General features: G+C 46.5%; 14 protein-coding genes, 1 tRNA gene and 2 pseudogenes. 15 read left to right on the top strand and 2 right to left on the bottom strand.

Translation table 11 applies throughout. From position 1 onward, the window contains the following. The first annotated feature begins 21 nt into the window (after positions 1–21). The gene (gene crl, locus N0B36_RS00195; protein WP_016151866.1) at positions 22–423 is read left to right on the top strand and encodes a sigma factor-binding protein Crl; all 402 of its coding nucleotides are present in this window, start codon (positions 22–24) and stop codon (positions 421–423) included. 57 nt (positions 424–480) lie between these two features. On the opposite strand, the gene phoE is transcribed toward crl, so the two are convergent. Continuing rightward, the gene (gene phoE, locus N0B36_RS00200; RefSeq protein WP_016151867.1) at positions 481–1536 is read right to left on the bottom strand and encodes a phosphoporin PhoE; all 1056 of its coding nucleotides are present in this window, start codon (positions 1534–1536) and stop codon (positions 481–483) included. Between the two features lie 289 nt (positions 1537–1825). Here phoE and proB point away from each other — a divergent pair, with 289 nt between their 5' ends. The 14 genes and pseudogenes from proB to N0B36_RS00270 all read left to right on the top strand — a co-directional run. Then, the gene (proB, locus tag N0B36_RS00205; protein WP_003031373.1) at positions 1826–2929 is read left to right on the top strand and encodes a glutamate 5-kinase; all 1104 of its coding nucleotides are present in this window, start codon (positions 1826–1828) and stop codon (positions 2927–2929) included. A gap of 11 nt (positions 2930–2940) precedes the next feature. Further along, the gene (gene proA / locus N0B36_RS00210) at positions 2941–4194 is read left to right on the top strand and encodes a glutamate-5-semialdehyde dehydrogenase (RefSeq protein ID WP_047498428.1); all 1254 of its coding nucleotides are present in this window, start codon (positions 2941–2943) and stop codon (positions 4192–4194) included. Between the two features lie 280 nt (positions 4195–4474). After that, the gene (locus tag N0B36_RS00215; RefSeq protein ID WP_047498426.1) at positions 4475–5194 is read left to right on the top strand and encodes a Crp/Fnr family transcriptional regulator; all 720 of its coding nucleotides are present in this window, start codon (positions 4475–4477) and stop codon (positions 5192–5194) included. A gap of 595 nt (positions 5195–5789) precedes the next feature. Further along, the gene (locus N0B36_RS00220; RefSeq protein ID WP_046276283.1) at positions 5790–6377 is read left to right on the top strand and encodes a common pilus major fimbrillin subunit EcpA; all 588 of its coding nucleotides are present in this window, start codon (positions 5790–5792) and stop codon (positions 6375–6377) included. A 53-nt stretch (positions 6378–6430) separates the two neighbouring features. Beyond that, positions 6431–7108: a hypothetical protein gene (locus tag N0B36_RS00225; RefSeq protein ID WP_259685151.1), complete on the top strand. Its 678-nt coding sequence runs from the start codon at positions 6431–6433 to the stop codon at positions 7106–7108. Positions 7109–7155: 47 nt separating this feature from the next. Further along, the gene (locus N0B36_RS00230; RefSeq protein ID WP_259685153.1) at positions 7156–9648 is read left to right on the top strand and encodes a CS1-pili formation C-terminal domain-containing protein; all 2493 of its coding nucleotides are present in this window, start codon (positions 7156–7158) and stop codon (positions 9646–9648) included. 4 nt (positions 9649–9652) lie between these two features. Continuing rightward, positions 9653–11269: a hypothetical protein gene (locus N0B36_RS00235; protein WP_049281648.1), complete on the top strand. Its 1617-nt coding sequence runs from the start codon at positions 9653–9655 to the stop codon at positions 11267–11269. Beyond that, positions 11266–11961 carry a fimbria/pilus periplasmic chaperone gene (locus tag N0B36_RS00240; RefSeq protein ID WP_047417050.1) on the top strand — a complete coding sequence of 232 codons (696 nt, stop codon included), beginning with the start codon at positions 11266–11268 and terminating at the stop codon, positions 11959–11961. Before N0B36_RS00235 ends, N0B36_RS00240 begins: the two co-directional genes overlap by 4 nt. Before the next feature lie 144 nt (positions 11962–12105). Next, on the top strand, positions 12106–12837 hold the full coding sequence (locus tag N0B36_RS00245) for a winged helix-turn-helix domain-containing protein (protein ID WP_047498183.1): 732 nt from the start codon (positions 12106–12108) through the stop codon (positions 12835–12837). Then, positions 12812–13285 (top strand): hypothetical protein, encoded by a 474-nt coding sequence (locus N0B36_RS00250; RefSeq protein WP_047498186.1) that lies wholly within the window; start codon positions 12812–12814, stop codon positions 13283–13285. Before N0B36_RS00245 ends, N0B36_RS00250 begins: the two co-directional genes overlap by 26 nt. Before the next feature lie 342 nt (positions 13286–13627). Further along, the gene (locus N0B36_RS00255) at positions 13628–15076 is read left to right on the top strand and encodes an EAL domain-containing protein (RefSeq protein WP_200046310.1); all 1449 of its coding nucleotides are present in this window, start codon (positions 13628–13630) and stop codon (positions 15074–15076) included. A gap of 313 nt (positions 15077–15389) precedes the next feature. After that, the gene (locus N0B36_RS00260; RefSeq protein WP_259685160.1) at positions 15390–15734 is read left to right on the top strand and encodes an isoprenylcysteine carboxylmethyltransferase family protein; all 345 of its coding nucleotides are present in this window, start codon (positions 15390–15392) and stop codon (positions 15732–15734) included. 165 nt (positions 15735–15899) lie between these two features. After that, a tRNA-Thr gene (locus N0B36_RS00265) sits at positions 15900–15975 on the top strand. A 163-nt stretch (positions 15976–16138) separates the two neighbouring features. After that, positions 16139–16258 (top strand): annotated as a pseudogene (locus N0B36_RS00270) (Arm DNA-binding domain-containing protein); the annotation flags it as partial. A gap of 25 nt (positions 16259–16283) precedes the next feature. Here N0B36_RS00270 and N0B36_RS00275 read toward each other — a convergent pair. Then, a pseudogene (locus N0B36_RS00275) lies at positions 16284–16358 on the bottom strand (transposase); the annotation flags it as partial. Positions 16359–16419 lie beyond the last annotated feature (61 nt).

The following is a 16419-nucleotide window of genomic DNA, read 5'->3' on the forward strand; positions in this document are numbered from 1 at the left end:
GCTTCACCTAAGGAGATCGTAATGACGTTACCGAGTGGGCATCCGAAAAGTAGATTGATCAAGAAATTCACCGCGCTTGGCCCGTACATCCGGGAAGGGCAGTGCGAAGATAATCGGTTTTTTTTCGATTGTCTGGCTGTTTGCGTCAATGTGAAACCCGCCCCAGAGAAACGCGAGTTTTGGGGCTGGTGGATGGAACTGGAGGCGCAGGAAAAACGCTTCACGTACAGCTACCAGTTTGGCTTGTTCGATAAAGACGGGAACTGGACTGCAGTGCCGGTGAAAGAGACTGAAGTGGTAGAGCGACTGGAATACACCTTACGTGAATTTCATGAAAAATTACGTGGGTTGTTAACGTCGCTGAATCTGGCGCTGGAGCCTGCTGACGATTTTAACGATGAACCGGTTAAATTAACGGCATAATGAACAGTAAAATGCCGGATGGCGGCGCAACCCCATCCGGCATTTTTTTATGCTACATCAGAACTGATAAACCATACCGACAGCAACGATATCATCATTGTTGATGCCCAGTTTATTGTCGCTATCGAGCTGGTTGATTTTATAATCGACAAACGCGGACATATTTTTGTTGAAATAGTATGTTGCGCCAACGTCGATATAATTGACCAGATCCTCATTGCCTACGCCTTCAATATCTTTCCCTTTTGACAGCACATAACCCAGTGACGGACGCAGACCAAAGTCAAACTGGTACTGAACTACCGCTTCGAAGTTCTGTGTTTTATTGGCGAAGCCGCCGGAAATTGGCGTCATATTGCGCGTTTCAGAATAGAACGTCGCAATATAAATATCGTTAGCATCATATTTTAAACCGGTCGCCCAGGCTTCTGCTTTATCGCCAGTCCCACGCGTTTGCAGATTCTGCTGGTTGGTACGATCGGAGTTGGTATACGCACCGCTCACCGCGAAATCGCTGCCGCCAAAATCATAGGTAACGGAAGTACCAAAACCGTCGCCGTTTTGTTTTTTCACATCGCGGTCCTGATTTTTCCCCTGGTATTGCAGGGTGAGATCCAGACCATCCACGACGCCGAAGAAGTCGGTGTTACGGTAGGTCGCCAGGCCGCTGGCGCGTTTGGTCATAAAGTTATCGGTCTGCGCGGAGGAGTCGCCGCCGAATTCCGGGAACATATCGGTCCACGCTTCCACGTCGTACAGCGCGCCGAGGTTACGACCGTAATCAAACGAGCCAAGGTTTTTTAATTTCAGACCGGCAAAGGCCAGACGGGTTTTTTGCTGGTTTGAGTCGCTTTCGGCTTTATTGCCGGCGAACTCTGCTTCCCAGCGGCCATATCCCGTCAGTTCATCGTTAATTTGCGTTTCGCCTTTAAAACCTAAACGGATATAGCTCTGGTCGCCGTCTTTGCTGTCATAATCCGTCATGTAATGCATGGCTTTTACTTTGCCGTACAGGTCCAGTTTATTACCGTTCTTGTTATACACTTCCGCTGCCTGTACGGATGCCGACGCAGTAATACCCATCACCACTAATGCCAGAGTGCTCTTTTTCATTTTCATTCCTGATTAAAAGTACGCGCTAATATTCACTGGGTGTGATCCCCGTTAAAAGACAGGAGGGTTTTTAACGTCTGGTAATGAACGTTTTATGACAAAGTAAGAATATTTTTAAAAAAGGATGTTTTTTTGTTTCTGTAATAAATGCGTCAAAATCTGCCGCTACGCTTGCTGATCCTGCGCAATAAAATTTCATGCTTTGTGCGCTGGTTGTTGGCAACCGGGGCCAGTCCTGCTAAAACGTTCGTTTGATATCATTTTCCCCAATTTTGAATGGCAGAGAATCATGAGTGACAGCCAGACGCTGGTGGTAAAACTTGGCACCAGTGTGTTAACGGGCGGATCGCGCCGCCTGAACCGCGCCCACATCGTAGAACTGGTTCGCCAGTGTGCGCAGCTCCATGCCGCAGGGCATCGTATTGTTATCGTTACCTCGGGCGCGATTGCCGCCGGACGTGAGCATCTGGGTTACCCTGAGCTCCCGGCAACGATAGCCTCGAAACAGCTGTTGGCGGCGGTAGGGCAGAGCCGATTGATTCAACTATGGGAACAGTTGTTCTCGATTTACGGTATTCACATCGGACAGATGCTGCTAACGCGTGCGGATATGGAAGACAGAGAGCGCTTCCTTAACGCCCGCGATACGCTACGCGCGCTGCTGGATAACAACATCGTTCCTGTCATTAATGAGAACGACGCCGTAGCGACCGCCGAAATTAAAGTCGGTGATAACGACAACCTTTCAGCGCTGGCGGCGATTCTGGCCGGGGCCGATAAGCTGCTGCTGCTGACCGATCAGCAAGGGCTGTTTACCGCCGATCCGCGCACCAACCCGCAGGCTGAGCTGATCAAAGACGTTCACGGTATTGATGATGCGCTGCGCGCCATTGCCGGTGATAGCGTCTCGGGTCTGGGAACCGGCGGTATGGGGACTAAACTGCAGGCCGCTGATGTTGCATGCCGCGCCGGGATTGACACCATTATTGCCGCAGGCAGCAAGCCGGGCGTAATTGGCGACGTGATGGAAGGCGTTTCCGTTGGGACGCGTTTCCATGCACAGGCCTCTCCGCTGGAGAACCGTAAACGCTGGATCTTCGGCGCACCGCCAGCCGGGGAAATTACCGTTGATGAGGGTGCGACCGCAGCGATTCTGGAGCGTGGCAGTTCATTACTGCCAAAAGGCATTAAAAGCGTGACAGGCAACTTCTCTCGTGGTGAAGTGATCCGCATCTGCAATCTCGAAGGGCGCGATATTGCCCACGGCGTTACCCGCTATAACAGCGATGCGCTGCGCCGTATTGCCGGACATCACTCACAACAGATCGACACCATCCTGGGCTACGAATACGGTCCGGTTGCTGTCCATCGCGACGACATGATTACCCGTTAAGGAACAGGCATATGCTGGAACAAATGGGCATTGCTGCCAAAGCTGCGTCATACAAGCTGGCGCTGCTCTCCAGTCGCGAAAAAAACCGCGTACTGGAAACGATTGCTGATGAGCTGGAAGCGCAAACGGAAAGCATCCTCAGCGCGAACGTACAAGATGTTGAGCAAGCGCGAGCCAACGGCCTGAGCGAAGCGATGCTCGACCGCCTGGCGCTGACTCCGGCGCGTCTGAAAGCGATTGCCGACGATGTGCGTCAGGTATGTAATCTCGCCGACCCGGTCGGGCAGGTGATTGACGGCGGTCTGCTGGATAGCGGCCTGCGTCTCGAACGTCGTCGCGTTCCGCTAGGCGTAATTGGCGTGATTTATGAAGCGCGTCCAAATGTCACCGTTGACGTTGCTTCCCTGTGCCTGAAAACCGGTAATGCGGCGATCCTGCGCGGTGGGAAAGAGACGTACCGAACGAATGCTGCAACCGTGGCGGTTATCCAAAAGGCGCTGGAAGCCTGTGGTTTACCCGCTGCAGCCGTGCAGTCGATAGATAACCCGGACCGCGCGCTGGTCGCTGAAATGCTGCGTATGGATAAGTACATTGATATGCTGATCCCTCGCGGTGGCGCGGGTCTGCATAAGCTGTGCCGTGAGCAGTCGACTATCCCGGTCATCACCGGCGGCATTGGGGTCTGTCATATTTATGTTGATGATAGCGCGGAGATCGACCCGGCGCTGAAGATTATCGTCAACGCCAAAACCCAGCGTCCGAGCACCTGTAACACCGTAGAAACCCTGCTGGTGCATCAGGATATCGCTGCGCGTTTTCTGCCTGCGCTGAGCCAGCAGATGGCACAAAGTGGCGTCACGCTGCATGCCGATGACATCGCGCTGGCCACATTGCAGGCAGGGCCCGCTAACGTGGTTGCGGTGAAAGCCGAAGAGTATGACGACGAGTTTCTGTCGTTGGATCTGAACGTGAAAATCGTTACCGATCTGGACGATGCTATCACCCACATTCGCGAGCATGGGACCCAGCATTCCGATGCCATCCTGACGCGCACCCTGCGTAACGCCGATCGTTTCGTGAATGAAGTGGACTCTTCTGCCGTGTACGTTAACGCCTCTACTCGTTTTACCGATGGCGGCCAGTTCGGACTGGGGGCGGAAGTGGCAGTGAGTACGCAAAAACTGCACGCGCGCGGCCCAATGGGTCTGGAAGCACTGACCACCTATAAGTGGGTTGGCTTCGGTGACGACACGATTCGCGCGTAATTGAAAACGGGCGATGCCATAATAGGCCTATGATTTTCAGGTCTGTTAAGGCATTGCTCGGTTAATTCTACCTTTTACCCCGCTACCGCATTTGTTTTCTATCCTGCGTTTTATCATCATCCGCATCAGTCTGGTTTTTAGCCATGCGCTCCCTGGCGTTGAAAGACGACGTATCACAGAATTTTCCCTGCCAGCATGAATTTTCTGGGTCTGCGGCTCACGTATTGTTCCTATGGTCTAATCTATTAGAATCAGTCTCATTTTTATGAGGAGTAGTTGCGTGAAATCGGATATTCACAAACATAGCATTCCTGTTGTGCCACTCGGCAACCCGTTTCCCCCCCGCCATTGTTCACTGTGTCCAAAGGGCGCGGCGATTGATCGTGATAATCAATACCGATTAATAGACAAAAGAAGGAAGTTTAAAGCGGGGGAGATACTCGCCCGGCAGGATGGAGCCGCGGACATGCTTTTTGTTATTCACGAGGGGTACTGCACGTCCAGCGTGGAATGTGGTGATAACGATTTTATCAGTCGCTTTTATGTTCCGGGAGACATCATGGCGCTGGATGCTGTTGAGGGGGGGAAGTATCTGACAACGATCAAGGCTGCAACGGCTGCGGAGGTATGTCATATCGATATTGCGCGGTTGTTCAAGGCAGCAGAAAAGGAGCCGTCGGTTGCAGCGGCAGTCATCAAGTTTCTCTGCAGGGACAATGGATTCATTGTTGAAAAACTACGGCGTTATGCCAATAAACATGCTGAGGCCAGAATCGCCGCTTTCCTCGTGGAGTTTTACGAAATGCATTTACGTATTGGCAGGCCAGAAACGACGCTTCGCTTGCCATTCTCGCGGGAGGAAATTGCCAGTTATCTCGATCTTAAAATTGAAACCGTTAGCCGCTCATTAAAATCCCTCGAACATCAAAAGTTGATTAGCTTACATCGGGTCCGTACGGTAACAATTAATAGTTATTTGGGGTTAAAAGGTTTCAGCTAACGCTATCTTTGCCGTGCGTTATTTATCTCTTGATATTCCAGGAATATTCATTTTATATGGAAAATTCCTGGTTTTATTTATGTGGAATAATTATCAATTCGAATGATAATCCTACAGGTCAGCGCTATTTTTATAAGAATATTCCCCCTTAAATAAATATTTCATGAGAATTTTCTTGTGAAGTTAAAAAATTAGCATGATTGCAACAAATAATAAACATTATAGAGAGAGTATGTGGATGTTAATTATCTTTATGTTTTTTAAGGGTTTTACTCCTGGGCTATTTGTATGATCTTTTTGATATTTATCAAAAACTTAAAAAAGATGAATTGTTTGGTTTTTATTGTTTGTGTGGATAATAATTCTAAAAATGTACATATTTTAAGTAATTATATCTTAGGAAACTTCTTAGGTAATGTTTTTTATAGGAAAATTCTTAGTTTTTTGTAATTTTTACGTTTTAGGGTTTGTTGAGATGTTACTTAATCCAAATGATAATTTTCTGGCGCGGCAATTCTGGCTCGCAATTAATGGAACCGCTGGAGTGACTTAATAATAAGACTCGGTGGTGAGTTTGTTCTTAGGAGAAGATAAAATGAAAAAAATATTATTAGTAACATCTCTGGCTTCTGTATTTGTTGCAGCAAATGCAATGGCAGATGTTACTGCTTCTGCAACAGCCTCGTGGGACGCGACGGCAACGAAAGATACCACCAGCATGTTGGTTGTCACCCCGCTGAACTCTTTAACTTTCCAGTATGCTGAAGGGCTGAATGCCTTCAACTCTCAGGACGGTGCTTTTGATGTGACGATTCAGGGTCAGGAGACGGCAACTGATTTTGAACTGACTGCTCAGATTATTAGTAACACTCTGATCAACGCCAGTGGTGATGCTTCTACCCTGAACGTAGGGGTGGCATGGAATGGCACTGCGCTGACTAATTCATCAGATACTGTCCTTGTTAACTCCAGCTCCACTTCTGGTCTTGAAAGCTTGATGGCTGATGGCGCTTATAACGGTGCCGATCGTGTCAGCGATCAATCCAACTTCAAATTCACCATCGCGTCAGCGACTTCTGATGGTAGTCAGACAGTAGCAGATTACTCTGCACTGCCAGACGGCTATTGGACTGGTGATGTAAAAGTACAGTTCAATGCAACCTGGACGACTCCGTCTGCCTAAGTAATAAAAAATTCGGGAGAATTTTTTCTCCCGAATTTATCAGGAATGGTGTCATGAAAAAATATTTACCGGCAGCGATGTTGGTAGGGTTAGTAGCATCTTTTCCCGGATGGGCAATTAATGTTGGTGAAATCACATCGATCATGACTTCTGCTGAGAGTTCATTATCGAAAGAAATTATCAATACGACAGATGCGGCGCGTTATGTCAGTGTTTCGGTAAAACAATTGTCATCACCTTTGGCGGGGGGAATCGAAATAAAGCCCGTTAATTCCGGAGAATTACTCTCTACACCTGCCAATCTTATTCTTCCAGGTCATGCGAAGGATGTTTTTCGTTTCTTTTATAAAGGACCTGCAGATGATGTCGAGCGTTATTATCGTCTGCAATGGATAGATGAGCCGGTCACCGAGAGCGCGGAAACCCGGGCGAATAAAATGGCTGTTGCAACAGCGTCGGCTGAAATTGGCACTATCCTGGTAGTCGCGCCGCGCAAGGAGCGTTTTGAATATAGCCGAAATGGCGATGTTATTACCAATACCGGCAATGTATCGTTTCGTGTGATCGCTTATGGGGCTTGTAAAGATAAGGCTCGCGAGCGGGGGCGAGGCTGTCGCGAACGTTATTACATTATGCCGGGTACAAAAATAAAATTACAGTTTACCGACATTAGTAATAGCCGTTCACGCATCGGTATCTGGCACGGTAAGCAGTTTATTACAGTGAAGTGATGGTCAATAGCAGGGATAAATAAAATTACCGGAATGTAAGGATGCAGATGACAACAACAAATATTGTCGGCGGTAGCATTTGTCTTTTTCTTGCGCTGACACCAGGATTTTCACATGCAGCCCCAGTAAAAGTGGGTAATTACGTTATCCCCAGCGCTTTCGCCCGTTCACTGGAGCAGGGAATGACGGTGCCGGTATATATTCGTTACAACGAGACTGACGAGAAAAGTCAGCAAAAAGTTGCCGATGCGGTGATTTCCCTTGTTGATGGCAATATTACGGTTAAAGCCCTGACTCTTGCTGAATTGCCCAATAATGCCGTGTTATCTGGAAAAACCCGCGCGTTGGTGGAAAAAATTCGTGATGTGAAGTTTCACGATAACACCAACATCGAGCTATCGAATGATGCTCGTCTGCAACTCAACGTCTCCTCATTTCACCTGGAGATGATTGTCAGCAAAGATGCGTTAACTGAAGCGATTGTCGCACGCAGCAGCCTGCTTGGACCTTCCAGCGTGGAGACTCTCTCTAACGTCCTGAACTATAACTTTGGCACCTACTACAACGATTATCATAACGGCAGCAGTACCCGCAGCTATCTGACGATGGACAATACAACATCGCTGCGTGAACACCATGTCAACATTAACGGTTCGTTCTACGGCATAGGCGACAGCAACAGCACCAGTAAACTCTATCGCGCGATGTATGAGCGTGATTATGACGGATATCGACTGGCGCTCGGGATGCTCGACACCTGGAATGTCCAGTCTATTGCCAGCCTGAATGCGCTGAATGGTGGGAAAATTTACGGCGTAAGCTACGGAAACAAAGGAAGTACGGTTGTTGAGAATACCTCGCTTTCGCTCACGCCAATTACCGTATTTTTGCCAGCCGCTGGCGAGGTTCATGTATTTCGTGACGGGCGTTTGCTCAGCGTACAGAACTTTAATATGGGCAGTTATGAAATTGATACCAGTCGTTTCCCGTATGGTGTTTATGACGTCACGGTAGATATCGTGGTCAATGGCCGGACAATTAATAGTCGTATCAGTCGGGTTAATAAAATCTTTGCCCGCCAGCAGGCAGCCGGAATTGATCAGCTCTCATGGCAACTGTTTGGTGGCTCACTGGATTATGACCGTGTGAGTTATAAGCGAAACCACTATCAGGATTTAGGCAATGAGCAGACCTGGATTGCCGGCGGTGCCGCATCGGTGACGCTGGCGATATTGTCGGGGCTGGGCCTGAAATCTACGCTCTACGGTTTTGGCAACAATACGGTTAATGAAACGGATGTTACGCTCAATGTGAATGAATACGTAAGCATTGGCAATCAGACGCTGGTAGCGAACGATTCGTCATGGCGAAACATCAGTAATATCAATCTCAATATCCCCGAGGGATATGGTTCCCTTTGGGCATCTCGTGAAGACAGTAAAATTGGCGACTGTCTGCCCATGCAGGAGCGTGACAATTATTCCATTGGTGGCACTCTTAACCTCGGGAAGTTTATTCCTCATGGCGGCTCGCTTACCGTGAGCCAGACGGAGAATCGCTACTCGGGAAATAAATACCGTAACCTGGACTACAGCACGAACCTTTATTCAGGCAAGTATGCCACGGTTGGGTTGCGCGCAGGTATTCAGCGTTATTACTACAACAACCGGAATGACGATGGGCGACAGGAACGTTATGTCAGCCTGGATTTATCGTTGCCGTTGGCGTCCTGGATGAGCATGGGCGTCTCCCGGGATCGCTATGGCAGCACTCAGGGTAATCTCAGCGCGCGCAAGCAGTATGCTGAAGGCCCCATTAAATCGGTCGGATTGTCGGCTTCGACACGCCTGAGTGGCGAGCAGTATTACGACAATAATTACTCGGTAAACGGCAATCTGAGTTATGACACGAAATATAACGCCGGCACCGTATCGGTAACGCGTTCTGCGGACAACTCCACCAATATGAACTTCTCTTCTCAAGGTTCCCTGGCGTGGGCAGGAAAAGATTTCGGTCTGAGTAAAGAGAGGCAAAGGTCAGGCATTATTGTGAAAACCGATTTGACCGGCGAAGGGAAACTGGCTGCGAAGATTAATAACCGAAATTATCTTCTCAGCGGTAAATCAAATTTCATTGCACTGCCGCCTTATGCTCAGTACAAGCTGGAGATCCTCAATGATAAAAACTCTGAAGACAGCTTTGATATTGTTTCAGGGCGCAAACAGGAACTGACGCTATATCCGGGTAACGTGGGTGTTATCAACCCTGAAGTGAAAAGTATGGTCACCGTATTCGGGCGTATTCGTTATCCCGATGGGCAGTTGGCTGCAAACACCGATATTCATAATCACATCGGTAAAACGCGTACGGATGAAAAAGGGGAGTTTGCTATCGATATCGATAAGAAATATCCGGTCATCACGTTAATTTCAGCCAATGGCAGCCTATGCGAAGCCGATCTCGATTTGGAAAAAGCACGCGGCGCAGCGTGGGTTGGTGATGTGAAATGTTCCACGCAAACCACGATGGCGCAGAGGTAATAAAATGAAAGTATTAATTAAAGTAGCTACTGTAATCTGTGCCGTGGGGAGTTTCACGCCTGCGCCTGCTTTGGCTTTAAATGCAGTATCTTCCGGCTCAGTCAGTAATAACTATTTGTTTATTGAAAATGCCATTGATAGTGAATACTTTATCACCCCCTCCGCACTCGATCCGCGTTTCAGCGGTTCAAACACATGGATAAAATACGGTACCTCTCAGGTGAGTCTCGGGTATTTAGGTTTTGTCATCTGGACTGCGCCAGGAAATTATTATCAGGACATGTGGATTGATAATTCCCCGATTAACGGGCCTTTTCGGGGGATCCGTTGTTATAGCGGCAGCCAGTGTCCATCAACTGGATTTATTGCCGGGCAAGGCACTGATAAAAACGGCTTTTATCATGCGCAGGTAGGATCTGTCGCAGGCGTTATTGGTGGCGCCTACGGATTCGCTTCCCTGACGGATACTGCCTATGAGTACTTTCGCAATGTGCCTACCGGTAGCAGCGAAACCTATGTGTTCAACCGTTGTTATACTTCCGTAGATTATGATTATTCTTCCGGGCAACGTTGCAAAGATCAATCGAAAGGATTATGGAATTACGTCAATTATACGTTAACCAAACGTGGTCATCTGTCACTGGTATCGACTAATGCATTTCAGGAACTTTGGGTTGCCAGCGACGGTACGCCGAGCATCACCAAAGACTCTGGTTATTGCGAGCTTGGCGTGGTAGGCAGCGAAGATGGCGTGATTTGCAAAATGGTAAATTATAACCTGCAACAAACCGCCAATCTGACCGCCTCTCTGACGTTTCGCGCTTATGTCGACACGGCGATGCTTGGTTTTACGCCTGGACCGGCCACCGTGAAATACTCCGGGAATGGTTCAAACTGGTATAACTATGGTACTTCAACTGCTTATTACAACGTTTTCACGACCTCTGGAGAGTACATATATATTTTTCTGTCAAAAGTATTCCTGAAAAAACTCGTCGATTCAGGAATCAGCATTACTAACACTCAACCGTTTACCTTCGGTTTTTATAATGGCTTAACACCTGAGTCAGGGCACTACCAGTTTACGCCTTCGCTACAGATCAATATTGTGCCGAAGGAGTATGGGATCAGTATCGTCTCTTCAGACAACACCGCTTCTGCGAGCGGCAGTGGCACGATTGGCGACGCCGCTCCTATAGAAATAGATTACACCGTGACAGTCTCCGGTCCTCGTCAGGCTGATAGCATTACCGCGCAAGTTATCGGAGAAAGTACGACAATAAACAGTGTGCCTTACTGTCTGTTTACCTCCCCTCAAGGCGGGCTGTCAGTCCCAATCCCCGCCTTTCTGCAGTACAACAGTCAGTCGGGGGGCGTGGTGAAGAAACGAAATAGCTGTAGTGAAGCAGCAATCAATATGAGCGATGCGCAGTGGCAACAGACGCCCTGGGACGCAAATAACAATGACGATGGAAGCTATTATGCTACTGATTTGAAACTGCTTTTCCCAATGAATGATTCACGGTCGATGTTAACTGTTTCCGGAACAGATTGGGAAGGTGTCGTCAGTGCCAGTGGAGAGATAAAAGTCACGGCGAATTGGGTGGGAGTGACGCCATGAACCGCTGCCGTTTGGTGTTTAGATGGGTATTTATCTTACTTTCCGGGTTGACTATATTCTCCGCACAGGCTGTCTACCTGGAGTCGACCATTTATGAGATGCCATCGGATAAATCATTTATCAGCAAACGGATCTATAACGATAGCCAGAAACAGAATTTGTACAGTATTGGCGCAGTAAAAATTGATAAGCCTGGACCGGGAGGTGAAAACAGAAGTGCCATTGCTGAAGGCGAACTTCTGTTTACGCCGCTGAATTTTTCACTGGCTCCGCAGGCGAGTGAGTTTTTTAAGATTTTCTACCGTGGACCGCAGGATGATAAAGAACGCTATTACCGAATTCTGTTTCGTGAAATGCCGATAACGCTGTTTACCGAGCGTAATCAAGGGAAAGGAGGGCAGGCTCTCCCGGTGATCGCTATGGACACCATATTGGTTGTTCGCCCGAGAAAAATGAATCTGGCCTACACCATTGATGAGGCAAACGGAACACTGAAAAACACCGGGAATACTTTTTTTAAAATCATCGTACACCTGGGGTGCAACTCAACCGATGATGAAGCCACCATGCGTTATGTGTTGCCGGGTGAAACCTGGCGTAGTAGCGAATTGAAATCAAAAAACCGGAAATTTATCGTTGCATTGCAGAAATACATACCAGTAGGTCAGGGGTGCTTCAAACTCAATCAATAGTAAGCATTAATTCTGATCCGATATGTCATGGTTAGATATCGAACCTATACTGTAACTGTCTTTATACAATGCAGTAATCAGCTCGGCACAGATGAAATTTTAGTCATTTGCACTCAACGTCACGGTAATTAAGAGTCAGGTAGTATGAACAGTATAATTAATGAACAGGTTGAGTATGATTCCACCAGAAAAAGCCTGAAACATCGCGATACGACAATAATTCTTTCGGCATCTACCGCGAGACTACTTGAGCTATTCATTGCCCATAAAAATCAACAAGTCCACCGCGAGTTTATCATTGAAGAAGTGTGGAAAAAGCATGGCATGGCCCCATCGGGTCATAGTCTTAATAAAAGCATCAGTATTTTGCGAAAAGCATTTAGTGAGCTGGGGGCGGGTAATCCCATTGAAACGCTGCCCCGGCAGGGATTTTTGTTCCATGCTTCGATCAGCGGTGAATCGTCATCTTCCTGTGAAGATGAAACTGTGCGTTCGGTAACTGAGACGGTGAACTCATCCGTAAGACCAAAACGTAAAAATATTATTCTTTTCATTTTATTATTTGCATTTCTTGGAAGCGCCATATTTATCTTTTCAGCTCTTAATTCAAGATCCAAAAATTTTATCTATATCAGGGCAATAGATGATTGTGAACTTTATACTGCCGATGACAATAATGCTGATAAAACAAAAGCATTTTTATCTTCTGATATGTGGCGAAAAGTAAATGCGGCTTGTCATGATGGCAAGAAAACAATTGTTTTTTATGATGATAATAATTTATCAGCCGGCAATGATCTTAGAGTGAATTTGCTTGGGGTTTGTACGTTAGAGAAAGGAGGGGTTGTCCGTGAATGTGAAAATTTTGTTTATTAGTGGGGCAATCTTTCTTGCAGCGATAACAGCATATTTTTTATATCGCCATCAAGAACCTGAGACGCTGACCTGCTCGGCAAAAACTTACCTGCATCTGGAGGCGCAAACTCAGGGGGTAAAAATTGAAGGTGAAGTTCTGCTGGTTTTTCGTATTTCTTCTGCTACCGAAGGGCGGGTATCTCAGGTAGGAAGCCTCAATATTCAGGGTAAAAATTATGCTGTAGATCGTAATGTTATCCTGAATTTTATTGGTAAAGATCGTGATGGTTACCTGCAGACCCGTCGTGTAGCTATTGTTAAAAATAAAAATGATAATGTTCCTGATGACGTTACCGAACAACTCATGTCACGACAGGAAATTTTTTATTATAAGATTATCCATATCGCCAAAAATGTCTATGCGATCAGAGATCTGCGACGTACGTTAATGGTTTGTCGGGCAGCATAAGTAAAAATAATATGTTATCCTTACGGTTTTAGTAGTTTTATATTTTGTCGTTTTTAGTGTTCATGGTTTTTTATTTTGTCTTACAGTGAAAATGAGCAATAGGATTTGTATTGATGAAGAATTAGGATTTTTCCTTTTTCAATAATTAAAATGGCCTTAACATTTAATGGTAATATTCATATGGATAAGCGTGATTATAAATTCTGAAACTGCGTGAGATGACTTATGGATAAAGTTATTTCGCGGACTGCATTGTAATTTCTGGAGGCTAAAGGTGTTGTATATTCTCTCGTGTATAAAACGAGGGACCTGCCATGCCATAAATTTAAGTTGGTGGTAACTATGAATACGAAAAAGGTTTTTCTGCTCAGTTATGATATTTTTCTTTTCTCAGGGATAAAAGCGTGGTTGCCAAATCTGGTGTTGGTCGATGCGCGGGCATTTATTTCTGGTTCACAGTCAATTATTCCACGGTATCCATCCTGTTTACTGGTGATCGATAACCGGTTACCATTATTCCAGGTCAGGAAGTGGTTTCAGAGAAATAGCACGCAGTTTATCAATATAAACTGTATTGTTCTTCGGATGAATGAAAGTCGTTCTATTAATCGGGGGTATGAGGAGTATGCATTCATTAATGGACGGGAACTATCGGATCAGCTGATTTCTCAGTTGAGAGCCAATCTAATGGCACCCAATGAGGTTGTGGAAGTCACTAAAGGTTCAGCGATATTTACTTTTCATTTGACTGAGTTTGAAGAGAAAATGCTGTATGCATCTTTCACAAAGGAAAAATTGCACGATTTTTGTCATGCTAACTCGATAACAATTAAGTCAGTGTATCGATATCGGGAACGCATTACCGCTCGTCTGGGATTTTCTCATTTTAATGAAACTATCATTTTTTTAACCAGGAATAATCTATTGCATGAAGGTTCCTCGACGAACAGTCATTCTGGTAGGAATGTAATATACGGCGAAGCATATGATGTCTCAGATTCTGGTCGACTGAGTATGGCAATAAGGAATGAAGAAATCATTCCTTATTTTCAACCCATCGTAAATATAAACGAAGATGTCTGTGGTGTTGAGGTTTTGGCTCGTTGGCCACAGGGGGATAATTATGCTATTTCTCAGCGTGAGTTTATACCGCTGGCTGAAAAATGTGGCTTAATGAATGAGTTAACGAGCTATTTAATGAACGCCGTCGCGCGTAATCTGGTCGACGGAAGCGAGGATTTCAATAAAACTTTATTCGTCTCTTTTAATGTGAGTCCATCAGGTTTAAGTAACCCCGTCTTTTATTGGGAGTGTCTTAATTTTATGGAAATAACGCAAAGGCTACCGATAAAATTGATGATTGAAATAACTGAAAACCAGACTCTCACTATTACTCCTGCAATCAAAGAACTGATACGATCGTTGCGAAACAGAGGGGTTCTGTTTGCTTTAGATGATTTTGGGACGGGATACGCTAACCTTTGTTATCTCAATGAGTTAGACCTGGATGTTATAAAAATTGATAAAACGTTTATCAAAGCGATTAAAGAAGTTGAGCAACATATCCCTATGCTCGAGTCAATCATTCACCTTTCCGAACTCCTGGGGTTACGCATGGTGGCGGAAGGCGTTGAACATGGCTATCAGCAGCAATGGTTGGGGAAAAATAATGTTGATTACCTGCAGGGTTATCAATTTTTACCGCCAGTGACGTTTGATGATTTTATGCGTTACTACAAGCAGTCTTTAGATTTTTTTGAATCAGCGTCGGATTCTACTTTCTCAACGTAAAGCCTTTCGGGAACATCAGGGGCGGATGCCTCTGATGCAGGTATTTTTGTCGAGGTGAGTACGACAACTCCCGCCTGTCTGGTGAAGGCGACAGTCTGTTGTGAGTGAGGCATCGTTTGTTTATGTATCTAATACGGGGTATTTATAGCGGTATCAGCGTTAATTAAACCGATTCCAAGGTGAGTTCCTGGCCATGCGTCATTTCCTGACAAAATTAAGAGTCTGGTTTCCGCCGCCTCTTATCTTAGTACTTTTTCTCGTTGCGGATGTGCTAACGGCGAGTCCGCGTTTCACATTCGGCGGGGTGAATATCGTGATAAGCGCATTGCTGGCCGGCGTCAGTCTGTTGGTGATATTGCATACCGCGTGGCAGATGCGGATGAAACGTACGACCCTGAATCTGCTGCATGCACATAAATCGACCACGCTTGTTACCGACGGATGTTATGCCTGGAGCCGCAACCCGATCTACCTTGGTATGAGTGGACTCCAGTTGGCCTTTGCTCTTTGCATCGGTAGTCTGACTGGAGTACTGGCTGTGCCGGTGTTTATGCTGGCGGTTGCCAGATTGCATATCGACTTTGAAGAGGAACAACTGCGAAAACATTTCGGGCTGGAGTGGGAGCGCTATGAACAACACGTTCGCCGCTGGTTATAGTAATACCCGACCACGTATAAGCATGCCTGTAACGACACGATTCGTGCGTAATTGAAACCGGATGATGCAAAAATAGGCGTTTGATTCGCAAGGCCATTGACGCATCGCCCGGTTAGTTTTAACCTTCTACCCCGTGCTCACATTCGTGGACATGTCCTTTTCAGGGCCGATATAGCTCAGTTGGTAGAGCAGCGCATTCGTAATGCGAAGGTCGTAGGTTCGACTCCTATTATCGGCACCATTTCAAATTCTTCCAAGGTCTACCGAAATCAACTCAAAGCCCGTATATTGCGGTTTACAGCCCGTATCTTATCTCCTGTTATCAACTGGACTCAACCGAAATCAAGTCACAGTTGGGGGCATAAGTGGGGGCTCTCTGTGTTCGGTCCAGGGAGATGCCCCCAATGAAGCTAAATGCGCGACAGGTAGATGCAGCTAAACCCAGAGAGAAGGCCTACAAGCTGGCAGATGGTGCTGGTTTGTATCTTGAGGTTGTTCCCTCTGGTTCCAGATATTGGCGGATTGTAGTGGCATACTGAATTAGGTCACTACCAGTTTGATTTGAGATGCAAGTGCTGTTGCCATCAAAGCATTTGCCTCGATGACGGTTTTATCTGTGGTCAGGGCGTCCGGTAGCCCACACTGATGAGGCAAGCATGTGTTGATCTGCGCCCTATCTATGGTG

It is taken from the genome of Citrobacter sp. XY323 (assembly GCF_025106035.1).
In the GTDB taxonomy this organism is placed as follows: domain Bacteria; phylum Pseudomonadota; class Gammaproteobacteria; order Enterobacterales; family Enterobacteriaceae; genus Citrobacter; species Citrobacter braakii.